Origin of the sequence: Chromatium okenii (genome assembly GCF_002958735.1) — a bacterium.
GTDB lineage: Bacteria > Pseudomonadota > Gammaproteobacteria > Chromatiales > Chromatiaceae > Chromatium > Chromatium okenii_A.
In genome coordinates, this window is sequence record NZ_PPGH01000003.1 from 1 (window position 1) to 18,807 (window position 18,807).

General features: G+C 51.4%; 16 protein-coding genes and 5 pseudogenes. 6 read left to right on the forward strand and 15 right to left on the reverse strand.

From position 1 onward, the window contains the following. The first annotated feature begins 116 nt into the window (after positions 1–116). Positions 117–1,436 carry a TRZ/ATZ family hydrolase gene (locus CXB77_RS00145; RefSeq protein WP_105072329.1) on the forward strand — a complete coding sequence of 440 codons (1,320 nt, stop codon included), beginning with the start codon at positions 117–119 and terminating at the stop codon, positions 1,434–1,436. A 63-nt stretch (positions 1,437–1,499) separates the two neighbouring features. Here CXB77_RS00145 and CXB77_RS24200 read toward each other — a convergent pair. From CXB77_RS24200 to CXB77_RS00165, 4 genes and pseudogenes are all read right to left on the reverse strand, one after another. Then, positions 1,500–2,422, reverse strand: a pseudogene (locus CXB77_RS24200) (ATP-dependent 6-phosphofructokinase). Between the two features lie 80 nt (positions 2,423–2,502). Further along, complete coding sequence (locus CXB77_RS00155) at positions 2,503–2,820, reverse strand: hypothetical protein (protein WP_105072330.1); 318 nt, start codon at positions 2,818–2,820, stop codon at positions 2,503–2,505. A gap of 84 nt (positions 2,821–2,904) precedes the next feature. After that, entirely contained in the window at positions 2,905–3,609 is a 705-nt protein-coding gene (locus tag CXB77_RS00160; protein WP_105072331.1) for a putative metalloprotease CJM1_0395 family protein, read from the reverse strand. A 48-nt stretch (positions 3,610–3,657) separates the two neighbouring features. Continuing rightward, complete coding sequence (locus CXB77_RS00165) at positions 3,658–5,499, reverse strand: AAA family ATPase (RefSeq protein ID WP_105072332.1); 1,842 nt, start codon at positions 5,497–5,499, stop codon at positions 3,658–3,660. A gap of 308 nt (positions 5,500–5,807) precedes the next feature. Between CXB77_RS00165 and CXB77_RS00170 the strand changes: the two are divergent. After that, a pseudogene (locus tag CXB77_RS00170) lies at positions 5,808–7,422 on the forward strand (methyl-accepting chemotaxis protein). Between the two features lie 21 nt (positions 7,423–7,443). Here the strand turns inward: CXB77_RS00170 and CXB77_RS22735 are convergent. Beyond that, positions 7,444–7,572: a hypothetical protein gene (locus CXB77_RS22735; protein WP_277949317.1), complete on the reverse strand. Its 129-nt coding sequence runs from the start codon at positions 7,570–7,572 to the stop codon at positions 7,444–7,446. On the opposite strand from CXB77_RS22735, the pseudogene lpdA reads away from it, so the two are divergent. Continuing rightward, positions 7,571–9,287, forward strand: a pseudogene (gene lpdA / locus CXB77_RS00175) (dihydrolipoyl dehydrogenase). The gene CXB77_RS22735 and the pseudogene lpdA sit on opposite strands and share 2 nt — an antisense overlap. A 120-nt stretch (positions 9,288–9,407) precedes the next feature. On the opposite strand, the gene CXB77_RS18970 reads toward lpdA, so the two are convergent. Further along, the gene (locus CXB77_RS18970) at positions 9,408–9,572 is read right to left on the reverse strand and encodes a hypothetical protein (protein ID WP_172452457.1); all 165 of its coding nucleotides are present in this window, start codon (positions 9,570–9,572) and stop codon (positions 9,408–9,410) included. Further along, positions 9,569–9,721 (reverse strand): hypothetical protein, encoded by a 153-nt coding sequence (locus CXB77_RS19475; protein WP_172452458.1) that lies wholly within the window; start codon positions 9,719–9,721, stop codon positions 9,569–9,571. Before CXB77_RS19475 ends, CXB77_RS18970 begins: the two co-directional genes overlap by 4 nt. Between CXB77_RS19475 and miaA the strand changes: the two genes are divergently transcribed. Beyond that, complete coding sequence (gene miaA / locus CXB77_RS00180; protein ID WP_105072333.1) at positions 9,720–10,691, forward strand: tRNA (adenosine(37)-N6)-dimethylallyltransferase MiaA; 972 nt, start codon at positions 9,720–9,722, stop codon at positions 10,689–10,691. The genes CXB77_RS19475 and miaA overlap by 2 nt on opposite strands. On the opposite strand, the gene CXB77_RS00185 is transcribed toward miaA, so the two are convergent. The 7 genes and pseudogenes from CXB77_RS00185 to CXB77_RS00210 all read right to left on the reverse strand — a co-directional run bounded on the left by CXB77_RS00185 (position 10,670) and on the right by CXB77_RS00210 (position 16,447). Next, positions 10,670–12,079, reverse strand: coding sequence for a hypothetical protein (locus tag CXB77_RS00185; protein WP_146108620.1), 1,410 nt, complete (start codon positions 12,077–12,079; stop codon positions 10,670–10,672). The two genes, miaA and CXB77_RS00185, sit on opposite strands and share 22 nt — an antisense overlap. Before the next feature lie 29 nt (positions 12,080–12,108). Next, positions 12,109–14,250: a type I restriction enzyme HsdR N-terminal domain-containing protein gene (locus CXB77_RS00190; protein ID WP_172452459.1), complete on the reverse strand. Its 2,142-nt coding sequence runs from the start codon at positions 14,248–14,250 to the stop codon at positions 12,109–12,111. A 123-nt stretch (positions 14,251–14,373) separates the two neighbouring features. Continuing rightward, positions 14,374–14,712 carry a TusE/DsrC/DsvC family sulfur relay protein gene (locus CXB77_RS00195; RefSeq protein ID WP_105072335.1) on the reverse strand — a complete coding sequence of 113 codons (339 nt, stop codon included), beginning with the start codon at positions 14,710–14,712 and terminating at the stop codon, positions 14,374–14,376. A gap of 88 nt (positions 14,713–14,800) precedes the next feature. Next, complete coding sequence (locus CXB77_RS20615) at positions 14,801–15,211, reverse strand: type I-MYXAN CRISPR-associated protein Cas6/Cmx6 (RefSeq protein ID WP_242445285.1); 411 nt, start codon at positions 15,209–15,211, stop codon at positions 14,801–14,803. Further along, entirely contained in the window at positions 15,172–15,492 is a 321-nt protein-coding gene (locus CXB77_RS20620) for a type I-MYXAN CRISPR-associated protein Cas6/Cmx6 (protein WP_242445286.1), read from the reverse strand. The genes CXB77_RS20615 and CXB77_RS20620 overlap by 40 nt, the downstream gene beginning before the upstream one ends. Before the next feature lie 32 nt (positions 15,493–15,524). Beyond that, a pseudogene (locus CXB77_RS00205) lies at positions 15,525–16,238 on the reverse strand (hypothetical protein). A gap of 19 nt (positions 16,239–16,257) precedes the next feature. Next, positions 16,258–16,447: pseudogene (locus tag CXB77_RS00210) on the reverse strand (sulfur relay protein DsrC). 195 nt (positions 16,448–16,642) lie between these two features. On the opposite strand from CXB77_RS00210, the gene CXB77_RS00215 reads away from it, so the two are divergent. Next, positions 16,643–17,428, forward strand: a complete 786-nt coding sequence (locus CXB77_RS00215) for an MlaA family lipoprotein (RefSeq protein WP_105072336.1) — start codon at positions 16,643–16,645, stop codon at positions 17,426–17,428. 97 nt (positions 17,429–17,525) lie between these two features. Continuing rightward, positions 17,526–18,200, forward strand: coding sequence for a ribonuclease T (rnt, locus tag CXB77_RS00220; protein WP_105072337.1), 675 nt, complete (start codon positions 17,526–17,528; stop codon positions 18,198–18,200). Between the two features lie 66 nt (positions 18,201–18,266). Here the strand turns inward: rnt and grxD are convergent, their stop codons facing one another. Then, a complete protein-coding gene (gene grxD, locus CXB77_RS00225; RefSeq protein ID WP_105072338.1) occupies positions 18,267–18,593 on the reverse strand; it encodes a Grx4 family monothiol glutaredoxin in 327 nt (108 codons plus the stop codon). Positions 18,594–18,807: the final 214 nt, after the last annotated feature.

Here is an 18,807-nt window from a genome sequence, read left to right on the forward strand (position 1 = left end):
CAGCGCGGCATCGTCAGGCGTGGGAATGGTTGGTGCAGTGGTTTTCATCATTCGCTCCATGTGGCATGTTGCCGCGCATTCTCGCTGATTCCCCGTTATAACCAAAGGACGCACCGATGCAGGCTGAACTCGTCATCTATCCGCAGTGGATACTTCCCGTTGATCGGGACAATCGCCAATTGACCAACCACGCGCTCGCCATCGCCGACGGGCGGATTGTGGCGATTGTGCCGGCAGCGGAAGCGCGGCAGTCAATTCACGCGCAGCAAGTGCTTGAATTGCCAGAACATGTGCTGATTCCCGGCTTGGTCAATGCGCACACCCACGCGGCGATGACGCTGCTGCGCGGATTGGCGGACGATTTGCCGCTGATGACGTGGCTGCACGATTACATCTGGCCGACCGAGCAACGCTGGGTGGATGCGGAGTTTGTGCGCGACGGGACGCGGCTGGCGGTGCTGGAGATGTTGTGCGGCGGCGTCACCTGTTATCACGACATGTATTTTCATCCCGAAGTCACCGCGCAGGTGACGGCAGATGCGGGAATGCGAGCGGTGATTGGCATGATTGTGGTGGATTTTCCGACCGGTTATGCCGCCAACGCCGACGAGTATTTGAGCAAAGGGCTGGCGCTTCACGCTGCGTATCGTGACCACCCGCTGATTCGCGTCGCCTTTGCGCCACATTCGCCCTATGCCGTATCGGATGCGCCGTTGCAGCGGATCAACGCGCTGGCCGCGCAGCTTGACGTGCCGATTCATCTGCATCTGCATGAAACGCATGATGAAATTGTGCAATCAGAACGCGATCACGGGCAGCGCCCGTTCCAGCGCCTCGATCAGCTCGGGCTAATCAACTCGCGGCTGCTCGCCATTCACATGACGCAGCTTAACGATGCGGAAATTGCGCGGCTGGCGGAGACTGGTGCGCACGTCGTGCATTGCCCAGAATCCAATCTCAAGTTGGCGAGCGGGTTTTGTCCGGTGGAGAAATTGCTGGCAGCGGGCGTGAATGTCGCGCTCGGCACCGATGGCGCAGCGAGCAATAACGATTTGAATATATTGGGAGAAATGCGCACGGCGGCGCTGCTCGGCAAAGGCGTTGCCGGTTCTGCGACTGCTGTGTCTGCCACTGCCGCGCTGCGGATGGCGACGATCAATGGAGCGCTGGCGCTGGGTTTGGCAGATGAAATTGGTTCGCTGGAAGTGGGCAAGTCGGCGGATATTGTTGCGTTGGATTTCAACGATTTACACACGCAGCCGGTCTATCATCCCGGCTCGCAATTGGTTTATGCGGCGAGTCGGCAGCAGGTGCGACAAGTGTGGATTCGTGGGCATCAGGTGGTGCGCGATGGTGTGCCGACTTCGCTTGATTCCGCTGAAGTGATTGCGGCAGCGCGGGCGTGGGGTAAACGAATTATTGATAGCGCGGTTTAAGCCATTAAAAAAGCCGCCATTTTAATTCAAAAAACGCGGCTTTTTTGGTGAATCACGCAGCGTTTAGGTCGCTAAAAAACGATTGATTTTTAATAAATGCGTGGGTGGTTGATGATTGCGATCTGCCAGCGCCTCACGCAAGGGCACGAGTTGATTGGCTTGTCCTAATTTGCCCGCCAGCATTTGCGTTTCGCCAGCCAGCAATGATTGCACTGCAAAAACGCCTAATTCAGTAGCGAGATAACGATCTAATGCCACTGGAGAACCGCCGCGTTGCACGTGACCGAGAACGCAGGTGCGCGTTTCAAAACCATGACCTTCAATATCTACAGCGACTTGCTGCACTCCGCCGTTACAAGCACCTTCTGCGACGACGACAACCAAACTCTTTTTACCGCGAGCGCGATATTCTTTAATGCGCGTAATAATGGTTTCAGGATCATAAGCCTGTTCGGGAATTAAAATCTCTTCAGCGCCGCCGCCAATACCAGTAAATAATGCAATCCACCCAGCATGACGCCCCATCACTTCTAATAAAAAATACGGTCGAACGCATCGGCAGTGTCACGCAGTCGATCCACTGCATCTAATGCGGTATCCAACGCAGTGAAAAAACCAATTGTCCAATCGGTGCCACCGAGATCATTATCAATTGTGCCCGGCAAACCAATGATTTGCCCAGACCAATGTTCTGATAATGACACTGCACCTTGCATTGAACCATTGCCACCAATCACCAGCAGCGCATCAATTCCCAATCCTTTTAAGTTTTTAGCGGCTCGTTCTACACCTTCTGCGTGGTGCATTTCCGGGCAACGGGCGCTGCCGAGAATCGTTCCGCCGCGTTGAATAATGTTGGCAACTGACCGCGCATCAAGCACTTGATATTCGCCCAGTAATACGCCGCGATAACCGTGTTGAAAACCAATCACTTCTAAATTGTGATACACCGCTGTGCGCACAATGGCGCGTAAACAAGCATTCATACCGGGCGCATCACCACCGCTGGTTAATACGCCAATTCGATGCAAACGTTGATTATTCAATTCGTGTTCTCCATTGCGATTCAGCTATCTAAATTCGGATGCAGAAGATCAATCAGACGCCAAAACCCATCGCTGCGCCAATAACCTGCCTCCACCGCTGCGACCAATGCGATTGAACATCCATCCTCATCGCGTTCGGCGATCCAGTATGCGGGCAACGCATCGAATAGGTGTTGATTCGCCAACTGCCCATCAGCGCCTCGGCATAACCGCACTTCACCGCTGTCCCGATGCCGAAAAGCTGGCATGAATCCCAAAATCAGCGCAGGAGAAAATCGCCTGATGGACGTCGGCGTTTGGGTGCTGGGTGAAGCAACCACTTCCTGTTTGAACATCATCGGTTCCTCCGGTTGTTATCAGCCGTCGTAACGGCGACCGGGCTGGGAACTTGAGCGTATGGCTGCTGGCGCGAGCGTTGATGTTTAAGCGAACTGATTGAAATTGCCAAATGCTGCACCAGTGAAAAAAGCAGAAATACGCTGCGTCAGTTGGTCACGCGCAGTCAAATCAGCATTCGGCGCAGTCGTTGATGCAGCGTCACGTTCGGTTGACATTTGCGCCCGCGATTGTGCCAATTCCGTTTCCTGCTTTTTCTGCTGCAACTGCGTCAAGGTGCGCAAATCCTGTGCAGCGTTGGTTTCCATCGTGGTTGCGGCAGCGGCGACCTGCAAATCCTGCCCTGACGGTTCAGCCGGAGCCAGCGCCGCTTGCCGCACGATTCGCGCTTTATCAAGTGTCGCTGCCGGATCGCCATCCACCGGCGAGGTGTCAATGCCGACTTCACCGCCAATCGCGTAACGCACTCCATCTGCGCCAGTTTGATAACTGTAATTCGCGCCGCTGGTGATGTAGCGTCCGCCCACTGCCATGTGTGCCTGCTCATGGGCGCGAACTTCGGTATCGCGTTGTTTTAAAAATTGCAGCGCCGCCAGCTCATCCGGCGTTAGGGTTTTCACTGCCGCAGTTGCAGTGGTGCGAGCCGCAGCACGAGCTTCCGTTGTGGTTGAAGGCGCAGAAGTTGAGGACGCTGCTGCATCGTTTGCCGTTGGTTTTACAGGCGCAGTGCTGGTCGTCGTCTGCGGCACAAAACGGCTTGGAATTGAAGGGATTGCAGAATGAATGTCCATGCGCCAAATCCTCGCGGTGCTTAGTCAAGCATAGCTTATTGCAGCAAATTAACGCTGTGACTCCAACACCGAGCCAATGGTACGCACCCACGGACCACCTGCTCGCACTGCGGCAGGCAAGGCGCGAATAGCATTTTCCGCTGTCGCCCGATTTGGATAGCTGCCGACGATCACCACCAAAAATGCCCGCGTTTTAACGACATGAAAGCCTTCTAATTGATTTGTCTCAATAAAATCAGTGGCAATCGCTTGGGTACGCGCTGCGATGACTTGCACGGTAAAACGCCCAAGGTCTTGTCTTTTCAACCAATCTTGATCGGCAGCCACATCAATTTTAACCGGCACAGTTGGCGCGGCAACCGGTAGTGGCTGGCGCGGTTCCTCAGCGCCGAGCGTTCCAAATTGACGTGGAGGCTCTTCCGGCGTGGTCGCAGGCAGCGGTTGCTGATTCACTGCAACAGGATTCGTTTGATCGTCAGCATTGAGCGGCACGGGATGCAGCGGCGCAGCATCGGTCGTGCGCGGCGGCAACCGTGGCGGTATTGGCATCACCGGCGTCACCGGAGCAACCGGCGCTGGCGCAGTCGGTTTGGCGCTGTGAAGCTGCCATACCACTGGCACCACGATCATCACGATCACCACGCCCAGCACTGCCGGAATAAACCACGAGCGATTAATCATCTGCGCCGCAGTGGTGAGCGACGGTTTGGGCGTGGGTTTAGGCGTTGATGAAGTGGGCAGCGGCGGTAATTGGCTGTTGCGAATTTGGCTGAGAACGCGATCAAAATCAGAGAGTTCACTGAGTTTTTCTTCCTGCACCAAAAACCGTGACAATTCAGGATTTTGTGGCGGAGCTTGTGACAACGTCACCCGTTCTTCCAAATCTAGCATTCCTGCCAAATGGGGTGGCGGCTGGCGCGGCGCAAACGTTTCTGGTGCAAATGATGGTGGTGGCGCAAGCGGTGGCGCAGGTGGCGGTTCGGGTGCTGCGGGCGAGTCCGCAGTCGCTAAACGACTTGGCGTTAATGCTACTTCGGCTGGTGCCGCCGCTGCACTGGTTGGCATCATCAGATGACTAATTTTGCCCACGATGGATTGACGTACTCCGTGCGCACTGCGGCAACGGCGCAACAGCCACGCATTCGCCTGAGCATTCAACGCCGCTGGAATACCCTGACCGCTTGATTGCAGCGCAGCAATATCACCCGAACTGAGAAAAGTCATCGGATCATCAGCGCCAGCAACCCGCAGCCGATGTCGCAAATACGCGCCAGCTTGTTCGAGATTAAATGGGCGCAGATTCAAGCGCACCACTTGATTGGCATCTGCGACATCCGGCAGCGGCAAGCGGTTGCGATTGAGCGTAGGATCGCCAACCAACACCAGCCGCAAACCCTGTCCGCTCGTTTCTAAAACTTCACTGCGCAGACGCAGCAAACGATCAATGCTTTCCGTGCCCAGTAAATGTGCATCATCGACCGCCAGCACCACCGCCACGCCACTGCGCCCGCGCTCTGTCAACAGTTCCCGCACTGTTCGTTCAGGATGATCCAAACCGAGCGTGTCAAAGTGATGACGAATCGTCGCTTCCACTGCCGCAAAAGGAATGCTGGCGCGTCCGCGAAACGCAATGATTTCAAACTGCTCACCCAACCCGCCGAGCAAACGCATCAATTGAATGCTGCGCCCCGCACCGTCTGCGCCCGCCAAAATGACAATTGCACCCGATACCGCCAACGCTCGAATTGCCGTTTCGACCAGACTCTCCAGCAACGGGTCTGTATACAAAAAGGTTTCGTCGGGCATTGCCTCGAACGGCGCCTGCCGCAATTTAAGTTGAGCGAGACAATCAGGCGTTAATGACATGATTTCACTTTTATATTCAAGCATCTCGGATGCTCTTTTCAGGTGATGCTACAAACGTGCCGAGCGTCATCAAGTCTGGTCAGTTGGGAGAAAGTGAAGTGGGCAACTGCCGCCGCAACGCGCCAGTGCTTATGATAACCCGCACTGCGGGCTGTAGCAGTGTAAATTCATACACAGTGTATCAAAACAACAACTTTTGTCTGATTAGTGATGACTTTACAAGAGATAGCACATACAAACCTTTGAGATATTCATTGGCTTTTAATAGCGATATAGTCAGATTGTCACAATAATCGGTACATTTTTAATGGCGACCATACACGAGAACGGCGATGCGACGGATTAATGACCTGCCAATCTGGGTGCGCTTGATTGGGGCAATGTGGCTGATTTTGCTGCCAGCATGGACGGGTTTGATTTTTTGGGCGGCACAGGAACAACGACAAACCGCCATCGATCAGGCTGAAGCCTTCACCAATACCCTGCACGAAATGACCCTTGCCGGACTCACCACCATGATGATCACCGGCACGATTTCGCAACGTGCCGCGTTTCTTGACCAGATTATCGAATTACAAAACGTCAAGGATTTGCGGGTCGTGCGCGGCGAAAATGTGATTAAGCAATTCGGTTCCGGCAAAGACAGCGAAAAACCCCGTGATGATATTGAACGCGCCGTACTCGAAACCGGTCAGCCCTATTTGGCATTAACCGAAAACGGCAATGTGTTACGCGCAGTCGCGCCAGCTTTTGCCCGTAAAAATTACCTCGGCAAAGATTGCACTTCCTGCCACGCGCTCGCGCCGGTCGATGGCGTACTCGGTCTCGTAAGCATGGAAATCAATCTGGATCAAGTGAACGCCGATGTGCAGGCGTTCGCGCTAAAAATCTTCATTTTTGCCGCAGCGTTGAGTTTGCCGGTGTTGCTGTTTTTATATTTCTTTACCTCGCGTTTCGTGACGCGTCCGCTGCAACAGATGACGCTGGGTTTGGAAGGCATTGCGCATGGTGACGGCGATTTAACCCACCGATTGCCAATTACCGGCAATGATGAAATCGGTCGCGCTTCCATCGCCTTCAATTCGATGATGGACAATTTCCGTGATCTGATTCAGCGCATTCTCGCTTCTACTTCCAACTCGCGCAGGCAGCGGGTGATTTAGCCAAGATCACTGAGCGCACCAATGCTGGCGTGAGTCGTCAGCGCAATGAAGTCGATCAACTCGCTTCTGCCATGCACGAAATGAGCGCCACTGCGCAGAAGTCGCGCATAACGCCCAGCAAGGTGCGGATGCCACCAGTGCTGCGCAACGTGCAGCGCAATCTGGTAAACAGGTCGTTTCTGGAACCATGACGCGGATTGAACAACTGGTGTTGGAAGTACAAAAAGCCGCTGAAGTGATTCGTGATTTAGGTAAAGACAGTCAGGAAATTGGCAAGGTGCTGGATGTGATTCGCAGCATCGCCGAACAAACCAATTTGCTGGCGCTCAATGCGGCGATTGAAGCCGCTCGCGCTGGTGAAGCTGGACGTGGATTTGCGGTGGTTGCCGATGAAGTACGGTCGCTGGCCAATCGCACCCAAAGCTCCACGCAGGAAATTCACGCGATGATTGAGCGTTTACAAAATGCCAGCCGTCGCGCCGTCACGGTGATGGAAGACAGTCGGCAGTATGCGGAATCGAGTCGCGTCAGCGCGATTGAAGCAGAACATTCATTGAATGACATCACTATTGCCGTGACTACCATCAACGATGTTAATACCCAAGTGGCCAGTGCTGCCGAGGAGCAAAGCGCAGTCGCTGAAGAAATGAATCGCAATGTCACCAGTATTTCTGATGCTGCTGAGGACAACGCGCACGGCGCACGACAAACCACAGATGCCTCTGAACAACTCGCTCGTCTCGCCACTGAACTTCAAGATTTAGTGGGTCATTTCCGCGTTTAGTCCACTCATTTGATTAAAACATCACGACGGCACTCGCGGTCGTCGTTGTGCTTTACGTCGCCACTGCTCCAACGAATCGTTTAGCATTCCATCCATCACACTCAATGCTTCATTCGCGCCATTTTCGGCGCATCGAGATTTTTCCCCCATGAACGAAACGATTGAAATTACCGTGCCGAATATCGGCGACTTCAAAGATTTAGAAGTGATTGCCGTGTTGGTCGCGCCCGGCACTGCCGTCATTGAAGAGGAACCTCTCATCACGCTGGAGAGCGACAAAACCACGCTGGATATTCCTGCGCCGAGTTTGGGCGTGGTCAAAAGCGTGCGCGTCAAAGTCGGCGACAAAGTGGCGCAGGATGACGTGATTTTGACGTTGGAAGTCGACAGCGCCTCGGCAGCGCGGATGCGTGCTCGCAGCGCCAGCGCCGATAAAATCAAAGCCGATCAAGAACCTGCCGATTTCATTACAGAAGTAGTGGTGCTCGGCGGCGGTCCCGGTGGTTATACCGCTGCGTTTCGCGCTGCCGATCTCGGTAAACAGGTCACGCTGATTGAGCGGTACGAAACGCTCGGCGGCGTCTGTCTCAACGTCGGCTGCATTCCGTCAAAAGCGTTGCTGCATACCGCGCTGATCATGGAAGAAGTGAAAACGCTCAACGTGATGGGCGTGACTTACGCTGCGCCGGAAGTTGATCTCGACCAGATGCGCAAAGGTAAAGAGGAAGTTGTCGCCAAACTTACCGGCGGGCTGGCGGCGATGGCGAAGCAGCGTAAAGTGAAGGTTATTCATGGTGTTGGACAGTTTGAATCACCCAATCGCATCGGCGTTGATACGAACACCGAAGGGCACGTCCGCATTCAGTTTGACCACGCAATCATTGCCTGCGGTTCGGCGTCGATCAAAATCCCCAGCTTTCCGCACGACGATCCGCGAGTGATGGATTCCACCGACGCGCTGGCGCTGGCGGATGTCCCAGCGCGAATGTTGATTGTCGGCGGCGGCATCATCGGCTTGGAAATGGCGAGCGTTTATAGCGCCTTGGGAACGCGGATTGACGTGGTGGAATTCAAAGATCAATTGATGCCCGGCTGCGATCCCGATCTGGTGCGCTGCGTCGAGAAGATCATCAAGAAACGCTACGAGACGATCCGCTTGGAAACCAAGGTCGCCAGTTTGACGACGAGTGAAGCGGGCATTACCGCTGTGTTTGAAGGCAAACATCCCGGCGAAGAGCTGTACGACAAGGTGCTGGTGGCGGTCGGGCGGCTGCCAAATGGCAAGCTGATTAACGCGAAGCAGCAGGCGTCAACGTCGATCAACACGGTTTCATCAAGTCGATCAACACCAGCGCACCAACATTCCCAACATTTTCGCCATTGGCGATGTCGTCGGCGGACCGATGCTGGCGCATAAAGCGACCCACGAGGCGAAAGTAGCTGCCGAAGTGATCGCTGGATTGCCCGCGCTGTTTGATCCACTGACGATTCCGTCGGTCGCCTACACCGATCCCGAAGTAGCGTGGATGGGTTTGACCGAAACCAAGGCGAAGGCCGACGGCATTCCCTATGAAAAGGGCGTGTTTCCGTGGGCAGCCAGCGGGCGGGCGTCGGCATTCACCGCGACGAAGGCATGACCAAATTGCTGTTTGATCCTGAAACCAAACGCATTTTAGGCGCGGGCATTGCCGGCCCGAATGCGGGCGAATTGATTGGTGAAGCGGTGCTGGCGCTCGAAATGGGCGCGGATATGGAAGACCTCGGTTTGACCATTCATCCGCATCCGACGCTGTGCGAAACCATTGGTTTAGCAGCAGAAATGGCGCACGGCTCATACTGATTTGTTGCCGCCGAAAAAGCGTTAGCACTGATTTAGGCGGAGTTTTTACACCAGCATCCACTGCAATTTTATGGCGCGGCAGTTTCCGTCTGCGGACTGCGGACGGAAATTGCCGTTTACTTGATGCTGGAGCCGGCGTATTGGCTCATTGGTCGCCATAGGCTTTGCGCATTCGGCCGGGCTTTTTGGGATGTTGCGGATCGGCAGCGAGCGCCTCACGCAATGCTTGATGATGCGCTCCAGCGCGAGCCGCAATTGCTGCTTCTTGCTCATGCACGGCGCGTAATTCCGCTATTTCTGCGATATTCAATACGGTTGAATTGCCAGCGATTTGATCAAGTAATCGTCCTCGGCGTTTTTGAATTCTTTCGACCATATCCAATCATCAGTAAGTGCTGCTTGTTTCATTTGCCCGGTGGCAATCGTTAATTCGTGAATTAAATCGGTAAGTGCGGACATGAATAGTGCTCCAAAGCCGTGGGCAATTGTATTGATGGGACCAACTGCTGCTGGAAAAACTGCGCTGGCGCTGGAATTGGTGCGCCGGTTGCCGTGCGACATCATTAGCGTCGATTCAGCAATGGTCTATCGTGGCATGGATATTGGCACTGCGAAACCAAATCTTGAGCAATTAGCGACTGCGCCACATCGCTTAATTGATATTGTTGAGCCAATTGATGCGTATTCGACTGCGCGGTTTCGTCACGATGCACTGGCGGAGATGGCGAACATCACGGCAGCGGGACGAATTCCGTTGTTGGTGGGCGGTACAATGCTGTATTTCCGCGCCTTGCAGCAAGGTTTGGCGGTGTTGCCGAGCGCCGATCCTGAATTGCGCCAAACGTTGGCTGAAGAAGCAGCGGTCAATGGCTGGGCGGCACTTCATGCCCGTTTAACTACGCTTGATCCCGTCACTGCCGCGCACATTCATCCCAATGATCCGCAACGTATTCAACGGGCATTAGAAGTTCAGGCGCTGACTGGGCAACCAATGAGCGAATTAATTCGTGCTGCGGCTGCCGAATCGCTGCCGTATCGTCTATTGAAATTTGCCTGTGTTCCACGTGATCGCGCTCAATTGCACGCCCGTATTGAACAACGGTTTGCTGCCATGTTGGAACAAGGATTAATTGATGAAGTGCAGCAATTGCTGGCGCGTGGTGATTTAACTGCGGAATTGCCAGCGATGCGCTGCGTGGGTTATCGACAAGTGCTTGAATATCTGCGTGGTGATTACGACCGCAATGAATTGCTGCAACGCGGTATTTTTGCATCGCGCCAATTGGCAAAACGCCAGCTCACTTGGTTACGCGCTGAATTGAATTGTGAATGGTTGTTTGATGATGCCGATCCATTGGAATCGGCATTGCGGATAATTGCGCAGACGCTTGATCAACCGCCAATACATCAATGTTGTAATTCCAAATAAGCCAGCGCAGTGTGTTCATCGCTTTCAATGGCGATTTCAACGGCGCGTTTAGCAGCAGTGAGTAACTTAGCTGCCTTCTTGCGTTCGTCAATCATGGCTCTAATGACTTTGACGTATTTGTCAGAGTTATTTATCAAAATTCGGGGGACAGGCAAGCGTAGAAGCTCCTTTTCGTTGAATCGTGGATGGTTTGATCCGTCTTGAGACCACTTAAAAATAATCTGCGGAAGCAGCGAGCGCAGGTAGATAAGCAAGGCTTCAACAGGAAGAGCTTGTACTGCCTTAGATCGCAGAACGATAAACTCAGTCGATGCGACCATTGGAATGTGGTCAGCAGACTGCACCAGCGCAATTTCCCTTAGATAAGAACGAAGGCGCGATACCACCAAGTCACCAGGCGCGATGCGTTTTTTAGTGCTGGCAATCGTTCCGCTCTCAACTGGCTCCTTTGCAGCTTCAAGGAAGGGATTAAGCGCATCCGTCAAGTCGTAGTTACGAACCCAATCTATTGATATGTCATCACCTGGTTGCCAAAGATCGCGAATCGATTTGAACAAATCGCCAACGGTGTAATCTGAGAGTGCTGACAAATCAGCAATAGCTCGCGATTTAGCCGGATGAAAATACTCCGCATCTAATCGCCCAGCAGCGAAAACATCGCGGCTATTGCGCTCATAATGCAATGCTTCGGGTGGTTGCCAGTGATTCAAGCCAAGAGCGTCGAGAAGAGTTGATTCGGCTTTGGTGAGACATTCAGTTGCAAACTTTATTTGTTCACTGGATGCGACAAAACAATGTTCAACTTTTTCATATAAAGCATTGGAAAATGGCGGTATCCAAATATTTCTCAAGTAATAAGGCGCTACTTCTGGTTGAGCTGCTCCATAGCGGCTGTTAATAATTTGTATTCGACCAAAACGGGAATTTAAAAAAGTGGTTAAATATGAATGCGGCCAATAACTTGAACGCACAATAAAAGTATGCGAAGAAGCAATAGTCTGTTCTTTTGCTGTAAATAACGCACAATCACCCGCATTTGCTCCCGTTCGAGTAATGACAACATCTCCATGTCGCAACTCGTTCTTTGATAGTAAACAAGCATCTTTTTTTGATACAAATACCTGATTCACTTGGTCAATTATCATTGGACGAATGTTTTGTGCTCGAAAAAACCAAACACCATCACTTTCAACATACGACCGGACAATTTCTTGTGGGTGCATTATTTCAGGGTTGCTATCTCCAAAACGTGCAGCCCCTACGGAACGTAAGTAATTGATAACAGCTTTACGCTCTTTAGATTGATACTCACTATCTAAGCGAATAAAGCTATTTTCAAGAGAAAACTCCAAAAAATAAATTACAGAAATTTCCAGCCCCTCTAACAACTGCGCATACCGCGCTGCATCAAAGGGGCCTAGCGAAAAAAACTTAATTCCTCTTTTTTCGCAAACTCAATAAACGCCTCAGCAATTCCATCCTCAGTTAAACCATCGTGATTAAACAAATCATGCTGCACAATTAAATGTCCGTGCCGATCAAGCAATTGACTACCATCTGACCCAGCGCGATAAATTTTATCACCGGAATTGTCTTTACTTGGTTCGCGCATTGTCGCAAAAAAGATTGGATAATCTTCTTTATGCGGACACAGCGCCCCAACTCTCGGATCATCATTCCATTTCTGCACAAATAGCAAACTGGTTTTAGTGCCAGTATGCGGTTTAAATACATTTCCATGCAGACCAACCACCGCCAAAATGCGGCAATGTTCGGCGAGATATTCGCGCAAGTTTTTATCAGAAGCATTATTAAAGCGTCCCTGCGGCAATACGACTGCCATTCGCCCGCCGGGTTTTAAAAAATTCAAATTGCGCTCAATAAACAAAATATCGCGCCCAACCGTATTCTGAGGTTTGATCTTCACCTTGCGATAAGTACCATCGTTCACTTGATAAATCACTTCATGGCTGGCAGTTAATGCTTCGGGAAACGTTGGAGCGCGATCTTGCGCATTCACGATATTTGCATCTTTTGGATCAACCTTACTGATTTTCTCCAAACTGACCGAACGCGCTAAATCGTATTTAGCCAAAATGCGCGATTCTTTAATATCACCTGCGAATGGCGGATTTGCCATTAAAATATCAAAGTTGAAATCTCGGTTATGACTCTTATCGCGGCGCAGTTTACGCAGCCGTTTCCAACCCTCGCTATAGACATCCTGCCACGCTTCATCATCAGTTTTTTCATCCCAACGTTCATAATCCAATGTATTCAGATGCAACACATTGGTCTGTCCATCGCCAGCAATAAGATTTAACGTCCGCCCAACTCGTACCGCCCTTTCATCAAAATCAATGGCAAATACTTTATCGCGCACATAATCTTCACAACGCGCCGGTTTTTTATCTGTCGTAAACAAATGACCCCGATTCAAACCCTCCGCGTTCATAATCTGTTCCCAGACATGAAAAATAGCATGAACTGGAAAACCACAACTGCCGGCTGCCGTATCAATTAGCGTTTCCTGCTCCTGTGGATTGAGCATTTTTACACAAAGATCAATCACATAACGCGGCGTGAAATACTGTCCCTTTTCGCCTTTACTGGATTTGTTAATGAGATATTCAAACGCCTCATCAACCACTTCCAAATTGGAATTAAACAGCTTCACACCTTCCAACGACGCAATGCAGATCGCCAAATGACTGGGCGTTAATTCAATTCGTGCGCCTTCCGTAAACACACCTTCCCATTTTTCCCGCGCCTTATCAAACAACTCCTGAATCTTCGCTTTTAAATCAGTTTCGGTATCACCGTAGTTTTTGAATTGCAGATGCCGCTTGCGGTCGCGCCCGCCTTCCAATTCATCATAGAGCTTAGTAAAAATGAGCTTAAATAATTCCTCGAACACATCAACGCCAGCATTTGCCAACACCTCATCTTCCATTTCGAGAATTTTATCGCGGAGCGACTTTTTCTCAGTAACGAGCTTATCTAAGCGAATGAGATCATCAATTGTCCAGCGTTCAGCCAGAACATCCGAGAGCTTTTCATGAGCGGAAGGAATGCGCGGAATATCCTCAAAATAATTTGGGTCTTTGCGATGGTATTGAGAAAGCTGCTCGCCATTCGTCCACACGCCCATTGGTGCGCCGCTGGCACAGCAATAGCTTTTGAGTTGTTCCTTGCCATCTTTGAGCTTTGGCTTTTTTAATTCAACGAGAATATATGGTGCGGTTGTTTTATCTTTGTCAAAAATGCAAATATCGGCGCGTTTCTTCTCGCGCCCAAAACTCACTTCATATTCAACCGCCATTCGGCTGACCGAGTAACCAAAATCATCACGCAGCACCATTAAATAAAGTTGCCGTACCACTTCTTCTGGCGTCAGTTTAATTGGTTTGCCGCGTACCAAACAGGTAACGTATGGCGTTGATTTGGTGTCCGAATCTTTAACTGTAATCGAAGTTTCCAGCGCCGCGATTTGCGCTGGCTTAAATTGATTAAGCGTATAGGCGCTGTCTTTCAACAGTTCTGCAAGTGTTATGGTCATGTGTCTGTTCTGTATTAATTTTTCTGGGTTGCTGATGGTGTAAATAATTCGCTGCTATGGTGATACAGTGACCAACAAAAAAGCCAGCATTACGCTGGCTTTTTCATTCAATCGCGCCAGCGGTTAATAACCGCCTTTGCGCATGACTGCGGGTAAACCGGCGATTTTCGTACCCTGTTTGGTCGGTGCCAGCGGGAATAGCGTATACAAATCTTTGCTGGTTGGTTTTGTGCCCCACAGCTTGCCCATGTCTTTAAGCACCGCCCGTTCCATTGGCTGATTCTGACCATTATCAATGTATTCGCTGCGCAGATACTTGATGACATCCCAATGTTTTTCAGTCAGTTCGATGCTCTCAATTGCTGCCAATGCCTGCGCGACATCTTCATCCCAATCGGCGTAGTTTTCCAAATACCCAGCCGCAGTAGTGGCAATGGTTTTACCGTTCACTTCAATAGCCATCTGTTTTATTTCCTCGTCGTTATTATCCGTTGCAGCCCAGTTGGGCGGAATTAAAGCGCGTTAATTCTATGGTTTTATCGCAGTGTGGTCAGCCATTTTTCACGGAGTCGATACCCTTGTGCGGATGAAAATGCCGCAGCCCAGCAGCCGATGTGCCGAGACCATGCTGTTGCAGTTGAATTGATTCCTCAGCCGTGAGCGCCGCCAGCAACAAACTGCGCGTGTGCAACAAACCGTGGCGTTGCCAATGCGGTCGCTTTACCGCACAGCGCCTTGCGAATGTGAATTCCCATCGCTGCCAAATTGCGTGCAGCAGTAGCGAGAAATTCCTGCTCATCGGCGTTATCCGCCGTGCCTGCTTGCCCGTCACGACATAACGAGAAAACAACGTCGCATCTTTGGTTAACAGCCTGATTTTGCCTGCGCCAATCGTCAACGCATGACCAGCGAGATCAAGCGTCACGCCGGGCAGTTGCTGCAACAAATCGGCAACCCGCATTTGGGAGCGCGAATAATCAGCTTGGTGCGGCGCGACAGCAGCAGCTCGGTTTCGCTGCCATGCGCCGGACGCTGCCAGCCGTTTTGCGAGCCAGCAACGTGAATCGTATGCAGACCGATTTGCGGTTCCGTCGCTAACCACGGCAGCGCAGCTTGCAATGCGGTTGATAATAGATGCGCGTGATCGACTGGAATGCTTTTGCAATCAATGGTAAATAGCAGATCAACGATGTCATCAGGAATCTGCACCTCGTCGGGATTTTTATCTTCGTGCCAAAACATGCGTTATCTCGCCGATTGGGAAAACTGCCACTTTAGAAAGGTAGCCGCTCTTGCAGCGCCTCCCGCTCAAACCACCAGTCATCCTGCACCAATACATCAACGACGTTGCGCAGGCGGATTAAAAACTTCTCCGGTTCTTTTAATTCCAACCGCTCCATCCACGCATCGAGTTGCGCTTGACTGTCAACTCCGCTGTGACGGCGAGCAACATTGCCAGCAACTGCGTCGCAAAAAACATCAAATCCTCGCGTTGCCGTCCCTGCGCTCGCACGTCCGCAATAAACAGCGCCGTAGTCGCCGCGACTGCCGCTCCATCCGCATCGTCGGGCGTATCGTCGATCATGACTGAGCAATTCAATCGTCAATTCTGGGTCAATCGGACAGGTTACTGCCAGCCAAATGCCCTGACCGAGTGCTGCCAGCGACTGCGGTTGTTCTGCCTGAAACAGCACATCACACACATCCGCCGCCAACTCGAATTGATCGCCGTCGATAAAAGTATCAAACGCAGCGCGACCGAGTGGCCAGGCTTCTGCGCCGCGCTCCAAATTAACCAACGTCCGCGCAATTTGTAATTGCAAATCAGCACGGCGCTCTGCTGGCGCAGCGATTCGTTTGAGATGCGCCATCTGCTCAGTCAACGTCTGCAAATGTGCTTCAAGTGCCGCAGTCGCTAATCCAGAATTACCCACTGAATTAGCAGCTTGATCGACAAAACGGGTTGCCAACTGTTCAAATTGATTCATCAGGCGGTGCTCACTGACGTTAGCGAATGCGTCCACTGAAGGCTGCCTCCAATTGATCTTCCCAGTTGTCCGGCGTGTCTGGATAAGGCGGTTTGACGTCCATGCGAAAAACCGCTCGCCAGATCGCGCCACGTCCTGAATCAGCGGAAAAGTTCCTCAAAAGACTCAAGTTCTTGATTAGCAATTAAAATATCACTGAGTTTTAACATGATGTCACGCACCCGCTCCGCCGCATGGAATTGATCTGGTCGCATCCATATCTGCTTGTAAGATCGGATGTTGTGGGCAAGGTGGTTGTCGTTTTAGTAAAAGCAAGAATGCTGGCGCGAGGACGGTTTTTTGCAAAGTAGGAGCAGAAGACCCTGTGGTAGGATTTGAACATGTAAAGACAACGGGGGATCGAAATGGATGTATTCCGTCTAAGCGGATTGGGTGTGTTGAGTGCGGCATTACTGATAGGCGGTTGCGCCAGCACTGCGGTGCAGACGAAAGACCCACGTGATCCCTTAGAGCCATTTAATCGAGCCGTATTTCGGTTTAATTCCGATTTTGATAGGGCTTTTATCAAGCCGCTGGCGAAAGGTTATCGTGCGATTACGCCAGAACCAGTTGATCGCAGCATTAGTAACTTTTTCTATAACCTCGCGGATGTTACTTCAGCGGTAAATAATCTATTGCAATTCAAAATGTCCCGCACCGGCAGCGATGTTGGGCGCGTACTCATCAATTCTACCGTTGGTGTGCTGGGTTTCTTTGATGTTGCGACCAATGTCGGTTTGCCCAGTTATAAAGAAGATTTTGGACAGACGCTCGGTTATTGGGGAATAGAATCGGGCGCTTATGTGATGTTGCCGCTGTTAGGTCCCAGCAGTATGCGCGACACCTTTGGCTGGGCTGGCGACATTATGACTGACCCGCTTACGCGCATTGATGACACGACAGCGCATGTTAGTTTGCTGGCGTTGCAAACAACTGACCGTCGTGCGGACTATCTCGCCGCAGGTGACATCATGGATGACGCCGCGATCGACACCTACAGTTTCCTCCGTGATGCTTATCTCCAACGTCGCCTCAGTCTGGTGCATGACGGCAATCCACCGCTGACAGAAAACAAGGATGATGTTTGGAAAGATATTGATTTTGAAGATAAAAAACCAGATAAACCGACGCCTGCGGCAACGCAACATTAAACTGTCAGTTGTGAAAAGCAGTGATTCCTGATCGGCGTTGCCAATAGACGGCGCACAATGTTTGGTATTTCCATCGCTCGCTCCGTATCCTGTCCACATGAAACGTGAACCACAGATTCCAGAAGGTATTGCACAACGCTTCCGCGGCTTTTTGCCGGTTGTCGTTGATGTCGAAACTGCAGGCTTTGACGCACAACGTCACGCGCTGCTTGAAATTGCGGCAGTAGTCATTCGCATGACACCAGATGGGCATTTAGAACCAGCCGCGCCGTTGGCTTGCCATGTGCTGCCCTTTGTCGGTTCGGAAATCGACCCGCGAGCGTTGGCATTTAATCGCATCGACCCGGATCATCCGCTGCGAGATGCGATTTCCGAGCAAGACGCGCTTCAGCGCATTCTGACGCCAATTCGTAAAGCGGTGAAATCGACCGGTTGCAACCGCGCCATTTTGGTGGGACACAATGCGCATTTTGATCTTGGTTTTGTGAAGGCAGCGGTGGAACGCACCGGCTTTAAACATAATCCTTTTCATGCCTTTAGCGTGTTTGATACCGTCACGCTCGGCGGCTTGATGTTTGGGCAAACGGTGCTGGCGCAAACTGCTATGGCGGCCGGTTTGTATTGGCAACACAGCGAAGCGCATTCGGCGCTATATGACGCAGAACAAACGGCGCGACTGTTTTGTACCATCGTTAACCGCTGGCACACGCTTGATCCGGTACATTTTTGGAAACAGCAAAACGACGCAGTATCATCGGCAGATGCGGATTGAACTTTAGTAACCACAATGCGTTACGCCAATGGGCGGCATCTCATCAGCGAGAATGCCGCCTATTTTTTACGCTGCTGCGTTGGCGACCGCTTTTTCCATCATCGACTTGAGTTCACCGCTGGCGTGTAATTCCAACACGATGTCACAGCCGCCCACCAGTTCGCCACTGATGTAAATCTGCGGAAACGTTGGCCAATCGGCAAAACGCGGTAAATTTTCAAAAATATCAGGGTCTTGTAGGACGTTGATATAGGAAAAAGGTACGCCGGTATCCTGAAGCGCTGCCGCAGCCCGCGACGAAAATCCGCACTGGGGAAATTGCGGAGTGCCCTTCATATAAATCACAACCGGATTGCCTGTAACCTGCGCTCGAATTCGCTCTAATACATCCACTTTGCGACCTCATTCTGTTGATGAAAGCGTTATTTTACTGCTACTGCTGACACAAATGGCGGTTTGTTGCAGTGTGATCCTGCACCGCATTCTGGTAAGAAAAATAGAGCAACGATTATTTTTTAATGACTTGACTTTTAATGAGGCCGAATAATGAAGTTGTATTTCTATCGAAGTCTTACCTTATTTTGGTTGGCGCTGTTGCCTCAATTGG

What these genes read in the sequence shown, in the direction of transcription:
- CXB77_RS00215 (WP_105072336.1), top strand. Translation starts at nt 16,643, where the DNA reads ATGGATGTATTCCGTCTAAGCGGATTGGGTGTGTTGAGTGCGGCATTA.
- CXB77_RS20615 (WP_242445285.1), bottom strand. Translation starts at nt 15,211, where the DNA reads ATGCGGGTTGCCGATTTGTTGCAGCAACTGCCCGGCGTGACGCTTGAT.
- CXB77_RS00195 (WP_105072335.1), bottom strand. Translation starts at nt 14,712, where the DNA reads ATGGCTATTGAAGTGAACGGTAAAACCATTGCCACTACTGCGGCTGGG.
- CXB77_RS22735 (WP_277949317.1), bottom strand. Translation starts at nt 7,572, where the DNA reads ATGGGGGAAAAATCTCGATGCGCCGAAAATGGCGCGAATGAAGCATTG.
- rnt (WP_105072337.1), top strand. Translation starts at nt 17,526, where the DNA reads ATGAAACGTGAACCACAGATTCCAGAAGGTATTGCACAACGCTTCCGC.
- CXB77_RS00145 (WP_105072329.1), top strand. Translation starts at nt 117, where the DNA reads ATGCAGGCTGAACTCGTCATCTATCCGCAGTGGATACTTCCCGTTGAT.
- CXB77_RS00165 (WP_105072332.1), bottom strand. Translation starts at nt 5,499, where the DNA reads ATGCTTGAATATAAAAGTGAAATCATGTCATTAACGCCTGATTGTCTC.
- CXB77_RS00160 (WP_105072331.1), bottom strand. Translation starts at nt 3,609, where the DNA reads ATGGACATTCATTCTGCAATCCCTTCAATTCCAAGCCGTTTTGTGCCG.
- miaA (WP_105072333.1), top strand. Translation starts at nt 9,720, where the DNA reads ATGAATAGTGCTCCAAAGCCGTGGGCAATTGTATTGATGGGACCAACT.
- CXB77_RS00155 (WP_105072330.1), bottom strand. Translation starts at nt 2,820, where the DNA reads ATGATGTTCAAACAGGAAGTGGTTGCTTCACCCAGCACCCAAACGCCG.
- CXB77_RS20620 (WP_242445286.1), bottom strand. Translation starts at nt 15,492, where the DNA reads ATGTTTTGGCACGAAGATAAAAATCCCGACGAGGTGCAGATTCCTGAT.
- CXB77_RS19475 (WP_172452458.1), bottom strand. Translation starts at nt 9,721, where the DNA reads ATGTCCGCACTTACCGATTTAATTCACGAATTAACGATTGCCACCGGG.
- CXB77_RS00190 (WP_172452459.1), bottom strand. Translation starts at nt 14,250, where the DNA reads ATGACCATAACACTTGCAGAACTGTTGAAAGACAGCGCCTATACGCTT.